Raw genomic sequence first — 15,600 nt, forward strand, 5'->3', positions numbered from 1 at the left:
ATAATCAGGGGCAATCTCGCCGTCGAAGCCGCGGGTCTTTAGGGCTTCCAGAAAGCGCAGGTAGTGGGTGCCTAAGCGTTTAAACGGGGCGGTACGAGAGTCCAGAGATGCAATCATAATCGTTCAAGCCGTCAGTGCCAGGGCATAAAAAAGAAAGAGCGCTACTTTACCGCAGCGTTTGTTAAGCTGCACCCTTGTGAGGAGTGCTTAGCTTAAGGCCTCTTTGACCAGCGCGGCAGAGCTAGCCGACATGGGCAGGCCAAGCGCTAGTTCATGTGCTTGCGGAGACATTTTGCGCCAGGTTTTTTGAATAATCCGCAGCATGTGGTCGTGCTCGACCTTGCGTGAAAAGTCGGCAAAGTAGTTCTCTAAAAATACCAGGCAGGCACAGTCTTCAAGAGCCTGTACGTCTGGATCACGGCCTAACCCTTTCTTGTTGATAATAGTAGCGATCCGCGCGGCATCTTCGGCAGAGTAGCCTGCTTCACTCATCAGCAGTGCGGTAGTCTCTCCAGCACGTATACCCTGGTCACGTCGCCAGGTTAAATACCCCACGCGGCCTTCAGGGTACTCTTCGCGCGTTACTTGCCAGCGTTGTAAGTGTTGGGCTCGCACAGAGATTTGCAGGCACTCCCCAGGGGATTGGGTAAGCGTGGTAAGCCATGCGCTCATGCGCTGTGCATAAAGCAGTTCGGCCGCCACCGACTCGCCATCAACGTTAACCGCTTGCGGGTCTTCGCTGTGGAGTTGATCCAACGCGTTTATTACCTGTTCAAGGCGATTAGTCATTGTGCGTTCCTTGGGCTAGTGAGTTTCTGCAACCTGGGCAGGTTGCAGAAACTCTTGGCTTGCTTTGTCGTGGTCTAGGTCTTGACTACGCCAGTTACGCTTTATTATCGGCATTATAGATATCAAGGTTCAATTCACCCTCGCTTTTGCCTACCAGGGTCGTGACCATAATGTCGCCCGCCACGTTCACACTGGTACGCGCCATATCGAGGATCCGATCAATACCCGCTACCACAGCAATCGCTTCAAGCGGCAGACCGATTTGCGCCATTACAATCGATAGCATAATCAGGCCCGCGCCGGGTACGCCGGCCGTGCCGATAGAGGCGAGGGTGCCGGTTGCCACAATCATGCCGTAGTCGACCAGGCTTAGCTCAATACCTAACATCTGGGCAATAAACAGGACGACGACGCCCTGATAAAGCGCCGTGCCGTCCATATTGATAGTCGCCCCGACGGGAAGCACAAAGCCGGAGACACCTTCAGAAACACCCAGGTTCTGTTGTGCGCAGCGAATCGATACGGGCAGCGAGCCTGCTGATGAGGCCGAGGAGAACGCCACCATCATGGCATCCAGGCTACCTTGAAGATAACGAGCCGGATTAAGCCTTCCCAGCAGGCTGATAAAGCCTGAATAAACCACCAGAACATGCAGCGCACTGGCGAGGTACACCACGCCAATTAGCTTGGCGAGGGGCAGAAGGATTTCTAACCCGTATTGGCCGGACACATGGGCGATAAGGCCAAAGACGCCAAAAGGCGCAAACGCCATAACAATACCGGTGAGTTTGTACATCGCTTCGGCAAAGCTATCGAACACAACGACCAGCGGCTCACCTTTCTTACCAATCAGGGTGAGCGAAATACCCAGGCCGATGGCAAACACGATAATCTGCAGAATATTGCCATTGGCCAGCGCATCAATAGGATTACGGGGAACCAGATCAATCAAAATAGACGCGAGTGTAGGCGCCTCGCTTGCATCGACACTGCCGTCAAAACTTATATTAACGCCCGCGCCGGGCTGAAGCAGAGTAGAGAGTAACAGGCCGATGCTGATCGCAAACGCTGTAGTGAGAAGATAAAGCCCAATAGTGCGCGCGCCGATGCGCCCCATTTTTTGCGGGTCGCGCATTGAGGTTATGCCCACGATCAGTGTGGAAAACACCAGGGGCACGATCAACATCATTATCGCATTGATGAAAATATCGCCCAGTGGTTTAAAGAGGCTGGCATTTTCACCCAGTAACGCGCCAGCCAATATCCCCAGTGCTAGGCCTGCGAGAATTTTTTTCCATAGGGCAATGCCTCGCCACCATCCGAATGCGCCTTGTGATGTGCTCACGGGCATATCCTCCTTGCTGTGCTTTAAAAGTTGATCGAAAAAGAAGCGCTGGATAACGATTCGGCGCGCACTTTACCACTTTTCACGCGAGGGGCGGGGATGTCGGTAGGCGGCGCTATAAGCAAAACGGATCGCAAAAGGGCTGAGATGCTCAAGCTTGAGCGCGAGGTAGGAAACCCCCATAGCCCCATGCCACGCTTTTGCCTACAATAGGTGGCTTTGATGCAGGCGTTTGGCGCCGTGTTTAACTGAATTCAGGCTAAGGGATAACTTATGCTCGATCCGAAACTGCTGCGCGGTGATCTGGACGCGGCTGCGCAACAACTAGCTCGTCGCGGCTTCATGCTGGATAAAGAGGGACTGCAGTCGCTGGAGTCGCGCCGCCGTGAATTGCAAACCCAGACCGAGCAGTTGCAGAGCGAGCGCAACACGCGTTCCAAAGCCATTGGCAAGGCCAAAGCGAATGGGGAAGATATCCAGCCGCTGTTAGATAGCGTGAGCGACCTGGGCGAACGTTTGGATAGCGCAAAACGCGAGCTTGCTGAGGTGCAGGCCGAGTGGGACGATGCCGTCAGCGGAATTCCTAACCTGCCCCATGAAAGCGTGCCGCAAGGCAAAAACGAAGATGATAACGTAGAGCTACACCGCTGGGGCACGCCCCGCGCGTTTGATTTTGAAGTGCTCGACCACGTTGATCTGGGCAAGAAATCCGGGTACCTGGATTTTGAGTTGGCGGCTAAGTTAACCGGTGCGCGATTCGCCGTAATGCGTGGGCCGATTGCCCGGCTGCACCGTGCACTGGCTCAGTTTATGTTGGATACCCAAACCGAGCAGCACGGTTATGAAGAGTGCTACGTGCCGTATATGGTCAACAGCGACTCGCTGATGGCAACTGGTCAGTTGCCTAAGTTTGGCGAAGATCTGTTTAAGCTTGATGATGAGCGCGAGTACTACCTGATTCCCACGTCAGAAGTGCCGCTCACCAATTTTGTACGCGATGAAATTGTCGATCAGGCGGCGTTACCGATGAAGCTCACCGCGCACACACCATGTTTTCGCAGCGAAGCCGGTTCGCACGGACGCGATACTCGCGGCATGATTCGCCAGCATCAGTTTGATAAAGTGGAAATGGTGCAAATCGTTGAACCTGAGAAGAGCTACGCGGCCCTTGAAGAAATGCGTGGTCACGCTGAGGCGATTTTGCAGGCTTTGGAGCTTCCGTATCGGGTCGTTACCCTATGCACCGGTGATATGGGCTTTGGCGCAGCGAAAACCTACGATCTGGAAGTTTGGCTGCCTAGCCAGGAAACCTATCGGGAAATTTCATCGGTTTCTAACTGCGAGGACTTTCAGGCGCGGCGCATGCAGGCGCGTTTTCGCGATCCGGAGTTGAAAAAGCCTCAGCTTCTGCATACGTTGAATGGTTCAGGCTTGGCTGTAGGCCGCTGCCTGCTGGCCGTTCTTGAAAACCACCAGCAGGCGGATGGCTCGGTGATTATTCCTGAGCCGCTACGTCCGTATCTGCGTGGTCAGGAGCGTCTGGCCCTTTAAGGGTCCACTCCACGTTTACCCCGGCATCAATACGAATGGTGCCGGGGCTGTAGTCGCTTTGCGCACCGCTACTGGCGGCGTCGCTTTCAGCACGCATCGCCATCATGCGGGGCTGAAAAATCGGCGACTGTGTCTCTTCAATACGCTGAACATGACCCAGCTCGGCTTCCAGAGTACTCGCCATCAGGTCAGCTTTGTGGCGGGCCTTATCAAGCGCTTTTACCAGGGCTTCATCGGTCGCTGCGTCTCTATCCTGCAAATCGAACTGCACGCCGTCTAACGCGTTAACGCCTACTCCGATAAGCGCGTTGAGGACTTCACCCAGTTGATCAAGGTCGGTTAGCTCTACGCTGAACGGACGCTCAAGACGCGTGCGCTGGAGCATTTCCTGATCACCGTTCTCGCTGCGCGGTGCCGCCACATGGTCAGGGTAAACATTTAAAGAACCCGCATTAATCGCATGCCGCTCAATACCTAATGCTTCGATGGCAGAGATCAGTTCACTGGCACGGCTTTCAAGGCGCTCACGAGCTTCACCTAGCGCTTCGCTGTCAGTATCTTCCATTGACGAGACGGCGGGCGTGTTTTCCCACAGTCTGGCGGTGAGCGTAGCTTGGTCTGGTTCAACTTCGACCCAGGACTGGGCCTGGACGCTCAGGCTTGGTGGAGTGGGTGGCGCGGCAAAGGCAAGCGGTGTGCTGAGTAACGCCAACAGCGCGCCACTTAATAGGCCATAGCGAAAACGCGGTAAACGTGCCGGTGTTGGGTTCATGGAATTTCCTTAATGAATAGCAAAGTAGAGTGGTGTCGTCACAGTGTAGACGTTGCTTGGAATAGTAGGAGAAGCGAAAGTTCCTGTTTAAAGAGGTGACGTAAAACAGTTGCTTATTACTTGCACGGTTTGTGCAATGTCCTGATTGCAGCCATTATGTACGGATAACTAGCTAAGGATGAAGCTATGCCACAATTGTCGGATGAGGATTACCGAAGTATTCCCTTGCATGCCACATTGGCGCTTGCCGCGCTGGTGATCATTATTGCGGGAATGAAAATGGGCGCGGATCTTTTAGTGCCTTTACTGCTGGCGGTGTTTATCGCCGTGGTGTGCACCTCTCCCGTGCAGTGGCTGCATCGTTGGGGCCTGAGCATGCGGATGTCAGCCTTTTTAACCCTACTGGTTTTATTGGTCTTTCTATCGCTGATTGGCGTGCTGGTGGTGAATAGCTTCAGCACCTTTGTGGCAGCGCTGCCTGATATAGAAGAGCGGCTATACGAACACTATTGGGATTTGCTCAACACCCTGGCAATGCATGGCTTTGCGGTTGACCCTGATCAGCTTAGCGCCGTTTTTCAAATGGACGAAGAAGGCTCGTGGATAGCTACCCTGCTGGGCGAACTGGGCAACTTGATCATGCAAAGCATCATTGTAGGGCTGCTGGTCATTTTCATGTTGTTTGAGACGCTTAATTTTCGCCAAAAAGTTTCCCGGGCCCTTGAGAACCCGGCGCCCAGCTTAAAACGTTTTAGCGAGTTTAGTTTAACGCTAAAGCGTTACCTGGCGGTAAAGACGGTCATCAGCCTGGCGACCGGGGTGTTGGTATGGCTCTCCTGCCTTATCGTCGGGGTTGATTTCCCTTTGCTGTGGGGTGTGTTGGCATTTGGACTTAACTTCATTCCCAATATCGGCTCGGCACTGGCGGCGATTCCACCGGTTCTGCTCTTGCTGGTTGCCCAAGATGGCGGGGTATTTCAGGCGCTGTTGCTGGCCTCCGCCTATTTGGTCATTAATTTTGTATTGGGAAATCTGATTGAGCCACGCGTCATGGGTCAAGCGCTGGGGCTTTCAACGTTTGTGGCGTTTCTGTCACTGGTGGTATGGGGGTGGATTTTTGGTGCGGCGGGGATGCTGCTTTCGGTGGTATTGACCATGACGCTCAAGATTGCCCTGGATAGCCATCCGCAGACACGCTGGATTGCGCACTTTCTAGGTCCAGGAAAGCATCGTACCGGCCGCTATCTGAGCCAGCGGGATGCAGGTCGTGCGCCTTGGAAACGTAAAAATAATGATCAGCACGAAGAACATCTGAAAGAAGGGGAGAGCTAGATAAAGGCGGGGCAGCTAATTCAAGAAAGGAAGCCTGGTCAAGCAAGGCTCGTGCATAGCCACCGCCGGTGATAACGGCGGTGGCTAATTTCATCAAGCGTTCTGGTCGATGAATTGCGTTAGTTGAGACTTGGATTGAGCGCCAACCAGCGAAGCGACTTTAGTGCCAGACTTGAACAGCATAACGGTGGGAACACCGCGCACGCCTTGCTCAGCGGCAATTTCCGGCGCATCGTCAACGTTGACACTGACAACCTTTAAGTTGTCGCCAAGCTCAGCAGCTACTTCATCTACAACCGGTGCCATAACTTTACATGGGCCACACCAGGGCGCCCAGAATTTAAGCAGGACAGGCTGTTCGGCATTGAGGACTTCTTGCTCAAAGTTGGCATTGGTGACATCAACATTATTAGCCATTTGCTTCTCCCGTTTGCGTTGCTCTTTCAGTTTCGTTGCCTCAAATGGAGCAACGGTCATTACGCGATAACCTGCTCACTTTTATCGCGCCAAGTCGGCAAATGGTAGCGGGCGTGGCGATTGCTGGCAAATATACTCGACTGATTTGTTAGTAATGTAAGAAATTAATAGATGCTAATAGACGCTTTCTTTTATAATATAAGTGAATTATAAGATTTTTTTTTATTCTAAATAGTGCTTTATGGCGAGCGGGAGAGGCGGTATCTGCGTAAGAAAACCTGCCTGCGATCGGTATAGAAAATGAGGTGACGATATGAAGCTACAACAACTTCGTTATATTTGGGAAGTTAACCGACATAATTTAAATGTTTCGGCCACCGCACAAAGCTTGTTTACCTCGCAGCCCGGTATTTCAAAGCAGATACGGTTGCTAGAGGATGAGCTCGGTGTGGAGATTTTTGCGCGTAGCGGAAAGCACTTAACCCGTGTAACGCCCGCGGGCCAATCGATCATTGATCTGGCGGGGCAGGTGCTTAAGCTCGCTGAAAATATTAAGCAGGTAGCCCAGGAGCATAGTGATGAGCGCCGCGGCAGTTTATCAATTGCCACGACCCATACTCAGGCACGCTATGCGTTACCGCCTATTATCAGTGAATTTACGCTGAAGTACCCGGAAGTTGCCTTGCATATGCAGCAGGGTACACCCAAGCAGATTGCCCAGATGGTGAGTGAGGGGCAGGCGGATTTCGCAATTGCCACCGAATCCTTGGAGCTATTTACGGATCTGGTGCTCTTGCCTTGCTACCGCTGGAACCGCTGCGCCCTGGTACCTAAAGATCATCCGCTCGCCTCTCTGAACGGACCTTTAACTCTGGAAGCATTGGCCGCGCATCCGCTAGTGACGTACGTGTTTGGTTTTACCGGTCGCTCGCAGCTTGATGATGCCTTCAAAGCGCAAGGGCTAACGCCCAACGTGGTGCTTACCGCCGCCGACGCCGACGTGATTAAAACCTACGTACGCCTCGGGATGGGCGTGGGCATCGTGGCGCATATGGCCGTCGACGATACGCTGGACGAGGATCTGGTTGCCTTGGACGCCAGTCATCTGTTTGCCAGCTCTACAACCAAGATCGGCATTCGACGGGGCACCTTTATGCGCGGCTATATGTACGACTTCCTAGCGCGATTTGCACCGCACCTTACCCGTGATCGGGTCGATGAAGCGTTAATCGCTGGGCCGCGTTTTGAGCAGTCACTGTTTGAAGGGATCGACCTCCCTGAGCACTGATTTATTGAATAAGCCCGATGAGTTAAAAGCTCACTTAGCCAGCGGCGCTTGCGTCTGCTCAATGGCCACAGACAGCCGATAGCTAAGTGAGCGGCTTATTCAGTGCTTAAATTAGCCGCTATAGCCTAGTGCTGAAGATTCGTAATGCAAATCAGTACTGCAACTTAGTATTAAAGCTCAGCATGAAGATTAGTGCTGTAAATGCAGCCCGCACTCGCGCTTCTCTTCCACTTTGGTGGGGTCAAAGTAATCAAAGTTATTGGGAAGATCGTGGGCTTGCAGGTATTGGTACATCTCTTTGGCCGACCAGTGAAGCAGCGGGGCCACCTTCACCAGACCATCGCTATTGCGGCTAATCGGTTGCATCTTGGCGCGCTCGGGCGTGTCTTCTGCACGTAGTGCCGTAAACCATATATCGGGGCGCATTTCACTCAACGCACGCTCAAAAGGTTCGATTTTGACCTCTTGAGTAAAGGCCGCGTGGCGCGGGTCATCAATGCCAGGCATAGGGCCTTCCAACGCTTCGCGGTGGGCCCGAGTGCGTTGGGGCAGAAAATTCACCATGTTCAGGTTCAGGCGCTTAATTACTGCGTCGGCAAACTGATACGTAGCTTCGGTGTTATAGCCACTGTCCATCCACACAATCGGCATATCTGGGCGCACTTGAGTCACCATATGCAGAATAACCGCTTCAAACGGGCGAAAGTTGGTCGTGCAAATGGGGCGTTTACCTTGGGCCAGCGCCCACTCAATAAGGGCTTGTGGATTGTTGCCGAAGTCGCGGTTGATCGCTTCAAGCGATGAAGTCATGTCGCCTCCTTGTCATGTTGATGAACCATGCTGTTAGGCTATCAAACTGCAAGCATATTCCCCCAATACCGTTTGGTTTGGCTTTTATATTCCTTTTTGATTTAAAAAAGCCCTATGGCTTAGGTTAATGACTTTATGAGGTGGCGGATTTTATCTAGTGTCTCGACATACTCTTCATCCAGTGTTGAGTCAGCCACCAGGCCGCCGCCGCCCCACACGTGTAGTGTTCCGGCATCAGCCACTAAGGTGCGAATGGTAATAGAGGTGTCCATGCTGCCACGTATATCAACGTATCCCATGCTTCCGCAGTACACGCTGCGCTGACACGGCTCAAGCTCGGCGATAATTTGCATGGCGCGCACTTTCGGCGCGCCGGTAATCGAACCGCCGGGAAAAGCCGCCGCCAGTAAGGCAAGCGGTGAGGCGCCGGGCGCTAGCTGCCCACGCACTACGCTCACCAGATGATGTACATTAGGGTAGCTTTCTAACTTGCACAGCTGGGGAACATTAATGCTGCCCGGCATGCATACGCGGCCTAGATCATTGCGCAGTAAATCAACGATCATCACATTTTCAGCGCGATCTTTAAGGCTGCTCGTTAGCGCATTTGCCAGGGCAAGATCCTCATCGACCGTTGCGCCGCGCGGCCGGGTTCCTTTTATAGGACGAGCTTCGACCGCTCCATTTTTACTTTGAATAAAGCGTTCAGGTGAAAGGGAAAGGACGGCCTGTTGGCCCCAAGCCATGAAGCCCGAGAACGGTGTGGGCGTGGCTTTGCGTAAACGCAAATAGGCCTGCCATTCATCGCCCTGATAAGTGGCAGAAAATCGCTGGGCAAGATTAATCTGATAGCAGTCGCCCGCCAGAATGTAGCGCTGAACGGCTTTAAAGCGCTCAGCGTAATCGCTGTAGCTCAACCCTGCTTGAAAGGGGGCAGTTAAGGTAAATGGAGCCCGTTTGGGCGGTTCCTGGCTTAACCACTCTACTACCTGATCTCGGCGCTGCGGGGTGGCTATTAGCCAAGCCTGCTGAGCCACGTGATCAAGAGTAATGCACCAATCATAAAGGCCCAGACGCGCCTGAGGAAGGTCGGTAATCCTGGGTTGGTAGTGGGTTGCCTGTGAACGCCCCAAGTCATAGCCCCAGTAGCCGATCAGTCCGCCCATAAAGGGCAGCTCGTTGTGTATAGCGCTTTGATTCGCCTGAGTGGCCTGGGAGGGCAACTTGTTTAACAGCCACTGCTGGTGGGTAAAGCAATCGCCGGAGGGCAGGTTCGTTATATCAAGCTGATCGCTCGCCAGTACCGACTTTCCCCTAGCGTCTATTTCTAGCGTCGCTAAGGGGTCGCTACTCAGAATATCGTAGCGGCCCTGAGCAACGGGGCGACCACTATCCAAAAGTACCGCACCTGGACGCTGGCGAAGCGCATCAAACAGCGCTAGCGGGTCAGAAGAGTAGGGCAGCGTAAAAATCGACAATGCCGTGGTCATGTAGCAAGCGCCTCGCCGGTAAAAGGCTGCTTATATTAAAGGGCGTTGAACACCGACACCAGAGGTGTCCTTGGCAAACTTCTCACGGGTACCGCTAGATTGTTGACACTGATGGATGCGATAGACTTTTTGCGTACAACCAAAGATGCATTAAATCGCCAGTATTCTATGGTTGACGCTAGTCAGGCGCACAGCTAAAGTTTGGATACTTTTTCTAATTGTCGACAATTACCCATGAGCTCACCCATTAGTGCCCCTTATTCTGTTGATTCGCCGCTTGAAATGGCACCGCCTGAAGTGCGAACGCTAGCCGAACGGGTATTTCATCAGTTGCAGAGCGATATTGTGCGTGGCGTTTTGGCACCGGGGAGCAAAATTACCGAACCGGGGCTTTCGAAAACCTACGGTATTTCTCGCGGCCCGCTACGTGAAGCGATGCGACGTTTAGAGTCCCACCGGCTAATTGAGCGTGTACCGCACGTTGGCGCGCGCGTAGTTAAGCTATCAATGAAAGAGTTAATTGAGTTGTTTGACGTCCGTGAAGCGTTGGAAAGCATGGCGGCAAGGTTGGCCGCGGAACATATGTCTGCAGAAGAAATACAGGGCCTGCGCGATGTGCTGGCCCTGCATGAAGGTCAGGCCGATTTAAAACGCGGCGAGGCTTACTATCAGCGTGAAGGCGATCTCGATTTTCATTATCGCATTGTGCAAGGCAGCCATAACAAGATGTTGATGAGTCTGCTGTGTAACGACCTTTATTATCTAGTCCGCCTTTACCGCACGCAGTTTAGTGCCAGCGGTACGCGCCCCCAGCGCGCCTTTGTTGAGCACCATCGGATCGTGGATGCGATTGAGGCGGGTGATGCCGAGCTTGCCGAGCTATTGATGCGTCGCCACGTCAGTGCTTCGCGTGCCAACGTTGCTGACCGCTATGCCGCGATTCTCAAACAGCAATCTTCGGAATCATCAGATTTATCATCAGAGCCTGCTGAGTCATCCGGCATGCCATCCACTACCTGTCAGGAGTAAACGCTAATGTCGACCCGCACCCCCGGCGCCCGTTTTAAAGCCGCCCTGGAAGCTAATCGTCCGCTTGCCATACTGGGTACTATCAATGCTTACACAGCAATGATGGCAGAACGTGTGGGCCACCAGGCGATCTATCTTTCCGGCGGCGGGGTCGCAAATGCCTCCTTCGGCCTGCCTGATCTAGGCATGACCACCATGAACGATGTGGTGGAGGATGCGCACCGGATTTGTGGTGCCACCGACTTGCCGCTGCTGGTGGATATCGATACTGGATGGGGTGGGGCGTTTAATATTTCGCGTGCTGTCAAAGAGATGCAGCGTGCTGGTGTTGCAGCCGTTCATCTAGAAGACCAGGTTGCGCAAAAGCGCTGCGGCCACCGGCCCAATAAAGCGATCGTTTCCCAAGACGAGATGGTTGATCGTATCAAAGCCGCCGCAGATGCTCGCTTGGATCCTGACTTTTACCTGATTGCCCGCACCGATGCGTTTCAGAAAGAGGGGCTTGATGCCGCTATTGAGCGCGCCAATGCATGTGTCGACGCGGGGGCTGATGCCATCTTTGCCGAGGCCGTGCATACCCTTGCAGATTATCAGGCGTTTTGTGATCGAGTCGATGCGCCCATTTTGGCCAATATTACCGAGTTTGGCGCAACGCCACTGTTCACTCAGGCAGAGCTTGGCGATGTCGGCTGCCGCATGGTGCTTTACCCGCTCTCCGCGTTTAGGGCCATGAATGCAGCAGCGCTAAACGTTTACCAGAGCATACTGGATAACGGCCATCAAAAAGACGTGGTCAGTACCATGCAAACACGCGATGAACTTTACGATTTTCTTAACTACCACGACTTCGAGCAGAAACTGGACGCTTTGTTTGCCGAGCGAGGCAGCGACCAGTAACCAAACTGCTATTTGATTACAGACGTTAATACATACTTAAAATAAAAGTAGCGACAGGAGACACACCATGGCTGATAAACCCGTGACAGGTGCAGGACTGCGTGGCCAAAGCGCCGGTACCACCGCGCTATGTACAGTAGGTAAAACCGGTTCAGGTTTGACTTACCGTGGATTTGATATCAAAGAGCTTGCCGAAAAGGCTAAATTTGAAGAAGTCGCCTACCTGCTCTTAAAAGGAAAGCTGCCCAATCAGTCAGAGCTGGATCATTACATCCGCAAGCTAAAAAGCCTGCGTGGGCTGCCTGAGGCACTCAAAACTGTGCTGGAGCAGATCCCTAAAGACGCCCACCCGATGGATGTCATGCGGACTGGCACGTCCATGCTGGGCAATCTTGAAACCGAAGAGAGTTTTGACGAGCAGCAGGACGTTGCCGATCGTCTTTTGGCCGTCTTGCCGTCGATTATCTGCTACTGGTACCGTTTCTCTCACGACGGCGTGCGTATCGATACTCAAACCGACGATAACTCGGTAGGTGGTCATTTCCTTAACATGCTGCGCGGCGAGCCGGCCTCCGAACTGCATGCACGGGTCATGAACGTTTCGCTTATTCTGTATGCCGAGCATGAGTTTAACGCCTCTACCTTTACCGCCCGGGTGTGTGCCTCCACGCTTTCTGATATGCATTCGTGCGTTACCGGGGCTATCGGCTCTTTGCGCGGGCCATTGCATGGTGGCGCGAACGAAGCGGCAATGGCGATGATCGAGGATTGGCAATCGCCTGAAGAAGCCGAGAGCAAGATCATGGGTATGCTTGAGCGCAAAGACAAAATCATGGGCTTTGGCCACGCGATCTATCGCGAGTCTGATCCGCGTAATGAGATTATCAAGCACTGGTCTAAAAAGCTGGCCGACGATGTAGGCGATACGGTGCTTTATCCCGTATCTGAAAAGGTCGAAGAAGTGATGTGGCGCGAGAAAAAGCTGTTCTGCAACGCAGACTTTTTCCATGCCAGCGCCTATTACTTTATGGATATCCCCACCAAGCTGTTCACGCCGATTTTCGTAATGTCTCGGCTCACCGGGTGGGCTGCCCATGTGTTTGAGCAGCGGGCCAATAATCGGATTATCCGTCCCAGCGCCGACTACATCGGTCCTGAAAAAAGCGAATGGGTCCCCATTGAGGCGCGTGATTAATCAGCGTGCAGCCCGGCAGCTTGCGTGCCGGGCGTTTTTTTAGCTCCCTTTTCATGAGTTTGCTTGCTATGAATAGCCAATATCGTCAACCACTGCCAGGCACCGAGCTTGATTACTTTAATGCGCGCCAAGCCGTTGAGGATATTCAGCCAGGGGCCTACGCCACACTCCCTTACACGTCACGCGTGCTGGCAGAGCAATTGGTACGCCGCTGTGATCCTGCGCTGCTGACGGACGCGCTTAAGCAGCTTATCGAGCGCCGGCGCGATCTTGATTTTCCGTGGTACCCGGCACGCGTGGTATGCCACGATATTCTAGGCCAGACGGCACTGGTTGATTTGGCCGGGCTGCGCGATGCCATCGCCGAAAAGGGCGGTGACCCGGCCAAGGTTAACCCCGTTGTGCCCACTCAGCTGATTGTCGATCATTCGTTGGCAGTAGAGCATCCGGGCTTTGAAGAGGGGGCCTTTGAGAAAAACCGCGCCATTGAAGACCGGCGCAATGATGACCGCTTCCACTTTATTAACTGGACCAAAACGGCTTTTGAAAACGTTGATGTTATCCCGCCTGGCAATGGCATCATGCACCAGATCAATCTGGAGAAAATGTCGCCGGTAGTGCAGAACCGGGACGGCATTGCTTATCCTGATACCTGCGTGGGCACCGATAGCCATACCCCCATGGTGGACGCGCTCGGGGTTATTTCAGTCGGCGTGGGTGGCCTGGAGGCTGAGAGCGTCATGCTTGGGCGCGCTTCCATGATGCGCTTGCCGGATATCGTCGGTGTAGAGCTGACCGGCAAGCTGCAGCCGGGTATCACGGGTACCGATATGGTGCTGGCGATCACCGAGTTTCTGCGTAAAGAGCGCGTGGTCGGTGCCTATCTGGAGTTTTATGGCGAAGGCGCCGATGCGCTGACGGTCGGCGATCGTGCCACGATTTCAAACATGACGCCCGAGTACGGTGCCACGGCGGCGATGTTTTATATCGATAGCCAAACCATCGATTACCTGAAGCTCACCGGTCGTGAAGATGAGCAGGTGGCGCTGGTCGAAACCTATGCCAAGCACACCGGCCTCTGGGCCAACAGCCTGACGCAGGTTGAGTATGAGCGGGTGCTGAGCTTTGATCTTTCATCGGTTGCGCGGACGTTGGCAGGGCCTTCCAACCCACATGCGCACCTGCCGACCTCCGAGCTGGCTCAGCGCGGAATTGCGGTAGGGCTTGAGGCTGCTCGCGAAGAAGAGAAAGCCGGTAAAATGCCTGATGGTGCGGTTATTATCGCCGCCATCACGAGCTGCACCAATACCTCTAACCCGCGTAATATGGTGGCGGCTGGGTTAATTGCGCGCAACGCCAACCGGCTCGGCCTGTTGCGTAAACCCTGGGTAAAGTCATCCCTGGCGCCCGGTTCGAAAACGGTCAAGATGTACCTGGAAGAAGCCGGCTTGATGAATGAGCTGGAGAACCTGGGATTTGGCGTAGTGGCCTATGCCTGCACCACCTGTAACGGCATGTCTGGCGCGCTGGACCCTGTTATTCAGCAGGAAATCATTGACCGAGACCTTTACGCCACGGCGGTGCTTTCCGGTAACCGCAACTTTGACGGGCGGATTCACCCCTATGCCCAGCAGGCCTTTTTGGCTTCGCCGCCTTTAGTGGTTGCTTACGCCATTGCAGGCACTATCCGCTTTGATATTGAAAAAGACGTGCTGGGCATCGACCAGGCGGGAAATCCCGTTACCTTGAAAGATATCTGGCCAGCGGATGAAGAGATCGACGCCATTGTAAAAGCATCGGTGAAGCCCGAGCAGTTCCGCCAGACCTATATCCCCATGTTCGATATTGATAAAAGCGCGCGTGCTCAGGTTAATCCGCTATACGACTGGCGCCCCCAGAGTACCTACATTCGTCGCCCACCTTACTGGGAGGGCAATATGGCGAAAGAGCGTACCTTGAAAGGCATGCGGCCGCTGGCAATCTTGCCGGACAATATCACCACCGATCACCTATCGCCTTCCAACGCCATTCAGCTTAATAGCGCGGCGGGTGAGTACCTGGCGAAAATGGGCCTGCCGGAGGAGGACTTCAACTCCTACGCGACTCACCGCGGGGACCATCTCACCGCTCAGCGCGCGACCTTCGCCAATCCCAAGCTGTTTAACGAAATGGTTCGCGATGCCGATGGCAATGTAAAACAGGGGTCTCTGGCACGGGTCGAGCCTGAAGGTGAAGTGACCCGCATGTGGGAAGCTATCGAAACCTACATGGCGCGTAAGCAGCCGCTGATCATTATTGCTGGCGCCGATTATGGTCAGGGGTCCTCGCGGGACTGGGCTGCCAAAGGCGTGGCGCTTGCTGGTGTGGAAGCCATTGCGGCGGAAGGTTTTGAGCGCATTCATCGCACTAACTTGATTGGCATGGGCGTAATGCCGCTGGAGTTTGAGCCGGGAACCAAGCGCACGACACTAGGCCTGGATGGCACCGAAACCTTTGATGTTGAGGGGGCTGTCTCGCCGGGCGCGATGCTGACGCTGGTGATCCATCGCCAAAGCGGGGGCAGTGAGCGCGTAGCGGTCAAGTGCCGCCTGGATACCGCTGAGGAAGTATCAATTTACGCCGCCGGTGGTGTGCTGCAGCGCTTTGCCCAGGACTTTCTCGAGTCAACGGCTGCCTAAGTGCCGG

13 protein-coding genes are annotated in these 15,600 nt (G+C 53.9%); 7 read left to right on the top strand and 6 right to left on the bottom strand.

Features of this window, described 5'->3' with window-relative positions:
- Positions 1 to 207: 207 nt before the first annotated feature.
- Both ACT3XD_RS13055 and ACT3XD_RS13060 read right to left on the bottom strand, forming a co-directional pair.
- Complete coding sequence (locus tag ACT3XD_RS13055; RefSeq protein WP_192539421.1) at positions 208 to 789, bottom strand: DUF4202 domain-containing protein; 582 nt, start codon at positions 787 to 789, stop codon at positions 208 to 210.
- A gap of 94 nt (positions 790 to 883) precedes the next feature.
- Entirely contained in the window at positions 884 to 2,140 is a 1,257-nt protein-coding gene (locus tag ACT3XD_RS13060; RefSeq protein ID WP_192539420.1) for a dicarboxylate/amino acid:cation symporter, read from the bottom strand.
- Positions 2,141 to 2,407: 267 nt separating this feature from the next.
- On the opposite strand from ACT3XD_RS13060, the gene serS reads away from it, so the two are divergent.
- Entirely contained in the window at positions 2,408 to 3,685 is a 1,278-nt protein-coding gene (gene serS, locus ACT3XD_RS13065) for a serine--tRNA ligase (protein WP_192539419.1), read from the top strand.
- On the opposite strand, the gene ACT3XD_RS13070 is transcribed toward serS, so the two are convergent.
- Positions 3,630 to 4,457 carry an SIMPL domain-containing protein gene (locus tag ACT3XD_RS13070; RefSeq protein WP_192539418.1) on the bottom strand — a complete coding sequence of 276 codons (828 nt, stop codon included), beginning with the start codon at positions 4,455 to 4,457 and terminating at the stop codon, positions 3,630 to 3,632. The genes serS and ACT3XD_RS13070 overlap by 56 nt on opposite strands.
- A 186-nt stretch (positions 4,458 to 4,643) precedes the next feature.
- On the opposite strand from ACT3XD_RS13070, the gene ACT3XD_RS13075 reads away from it, so the two are divergent.
- Positions 4,644 to 5,789 (top strand): AI-2E family transporter, encoded by a 1,146-nt coding sequence (locus ACT3XD_RS13075; RefSeq protein ID WP_192539417.1) that lies wholly within the window; start codon positions 4,644 to 4,646, stop codon positions 5,787 to 5,789.
- Between the two features lie 93 nt (positions 5,790 to 5,882).
- Here ACT3XD_RS13075 and trxA read toward each other — a convergent pair whose 3' ends face one another.
- Positions 5,883 to 6,266: a thioredoxin gene (gene trxA / locus ACT3XD_RS13080; RefSeq protein ID WP_192539416.1), complete on the bottom strand. Its 384-nt coding sequence runs from the start codon at positions 6,264 to 6,266 to the stop codon at positions 5,883 to 5,885.
- A gap of 253 nt (positions 6,267 to 6,519) precedes the next feature.
- Between trxA and cysB the strand changes: the two genes are divergently transcribed.
- Positions 6,520 to 7,494 carry an HTH-type transcriptional regulator CysB gene (cysB, locus tag ACT3XD_RS13085; protein ID WP_192539415.1) on the top strand — a complete coding sequence of 325 codons (975 nt, stop codon included), beginning with the start codon at positions 6,520 to 6,522 and terminating at the stop codon, positions 7,492 to 7,494.
- 189 nt (positions 7,495 to 7,683) lie between these two features.
- Here the strand turns inward: cysB and ACT3XD_RS13090 are convergent, their stop codons facing one another.
- Positions 7,684 to 8,304 (bottom strand): phosphoadenosine phosphosulfate reductase domain-containing protein, encoded by a 621-nt coding sequence (locus ACT3XD_RS13090; protein ID WP_192539414.1) that lies wholly within the window; start codon positions 8,302 to 8,304, stop codon positions 7,684 to 7,686.
- 119 nt (positions 8,305 to 8,423) lie between these two features.
- A complete protein-coding gene (pabB, locus tag ACT3XD_RS13095) occupies positions 8,424 to 9,794 on the bottom strand; it encodes an aminodeoxychorismate synthase component I (protein WP_192539413.1) in 1,371 nt (456 codons plus the stop codon).
- 234 nt (positions 9,795 to 10,028) lie between these two features.
- Here pabB and ACT3XD_RS13100 point away from each other — a divergent pair, with 234 nt between their 5' ends.
- The 4 genes from ACT3XD_RS13100 to acnD all read left to right on the top strand — a co-directional run bounded on the left by ACT3XD_RS13100 (position 10,029) and on the right by acnD (position 15,593).
- Entirely contained in the window at positions 10,029 to 10,823 is a 795-nt protein-coding gene (locus tag ACT3XD_RS13100) for a GntR family transcriptional regulator (protein WP_192539412.1), read from the top strand.
- A 6-nt stretch (positions 10,824 to 10,829) separates the two neighbouring features.
- A complete protein-coding gene (gene prpB, locus ACT3XD_RS13105) occupies positions 10,830 to 11,720 on the top strand; it encodes a methylisocitrate lyase (protein ID WP_192539411.1) in 891 nt (296 codons plus the stop codon).
- Positions 11,721 to 11,787: 67 nt separating this feature from the next.
- A complete protein-coding gene (gene prpC / locus ACT3XD_RS13110; protein ID WP_192539410.1) occupies positions 11,788 to 12,915 on the top strand; it encodes a bifunctional 2-methylcitrate synthase/citrate synthase in 1,128 nt (375 codons plus the stop codon).
- Positions 12,916 to 12,983: 68 nt separating this feature from the next.
- A complete protein-coding gene (gene acnD, locus ACT3XD_RS13115; protein WP_192539409.1) occupies positions 12,984 to 15,593 on the top strand; it encodes a Fe/S-dependent 2-methylisocitrate dehydratase AcnD in 2,610 nt (869 codons plus the stop codon).
- Positions 15,594 to 15,600: the final 7 nt, after the last annotated feature.

Origin of the sequence: Halomonas sp. AOP7-B1-5 (genome assembly GCF_052353045.1) — a bacterium.
Classification (GTDB): domain Bacteria; phylum Pseudomonadota; class Gammaproteobacteria; order Pseudomonadales; family Halomonadaceae; genus Vreelandella; species Vreelandella colorata.

Coding starts and splice junctions, on each gene's coding strand:
- ACT3XD_RS13055 (WP_192539421.1), bottom strand. CDS start 789: ATGACTAATCGCCTTGAACAGGTAATAAACGCGTTGGATCAACTCCAC.
- ACT3XD_RS13060 (WP_192539420.1), bottom strand. CDS start 2,140: ATGCCCGTGAGCACATCACAAGGCGCATTCGGATGGTGGCGAGGCATT.
- serS (WP_192539419.1), top strand. CDS start 2,408: ATGCTCGATCCGAAACTGCTGCGCGGTGATCTGGACGCGGCTGCGCAA.
- ACT3XD_RS13070 (WP_192539418.1), bottom strand. CDS start 4,457: ATGAACCCAACACCGGCACGTTTACCGCGTTTTCGCTATGGCCTATTA.
- ACT3XD_RS13075 (WP_192539417.1), top strand. CDS start 4,644: ATGCCACAATTGTCGGATGAGGATTACCGAAGTATTCCCTTGCATGCC.
- trxA (WP_192539416.1), bottom strand. CDS start 6,266: ATGACCGTTGCTCCATTTGAGGCAACGAAACTGAAAGAGCAACGCAAA.
- cysB (WP_192539415.1), top strand. CDS start 6,520: ATGAAGCTACAACAACTTCGTTATATTTGGGAAGTTAACCGACATAAT.
- ACT3XD_RS13090 (WP_192539414.1), bottom strand. CDS start 8,304: ATGACTTCATCGCTTGAAGCGATCAACCGCGACTTCGGCAACAATCCA.
- pabB (WP_192539413.1), bottom strand. CDS start 9,794: ATGACCACGGCATTGTCGATTTTTACGCTGCCCTACTCTTCTGACCCG.
- ACT3XD_RS13100 (WP_192539412.1), top strand. CDS start 10,029: ATGAGCTCACCCATTAGTGCCCCTTATTCTGTTGATTCGCCGCTTGAA.
- prpB (WP_192539411.1), top strand. CDS start 10,830: ATGTCGACCCGCACCCCCGGCGCCCGTTTTAAAGCCGCCCTGGAAGCT.
- prpC (WP_192539410.1), top strand. CDS start 11,788: ATGGCTGATAAACCCGTGACAGGTGCAGGACTGCGTGGCCAAAGCGCC.
- acnD (WP_192539409.1), top strand. CDS start 12,984: ATGAATAGCCAATATCGTCAACCACTGCCAGGCACCGAGCTTGATTAC.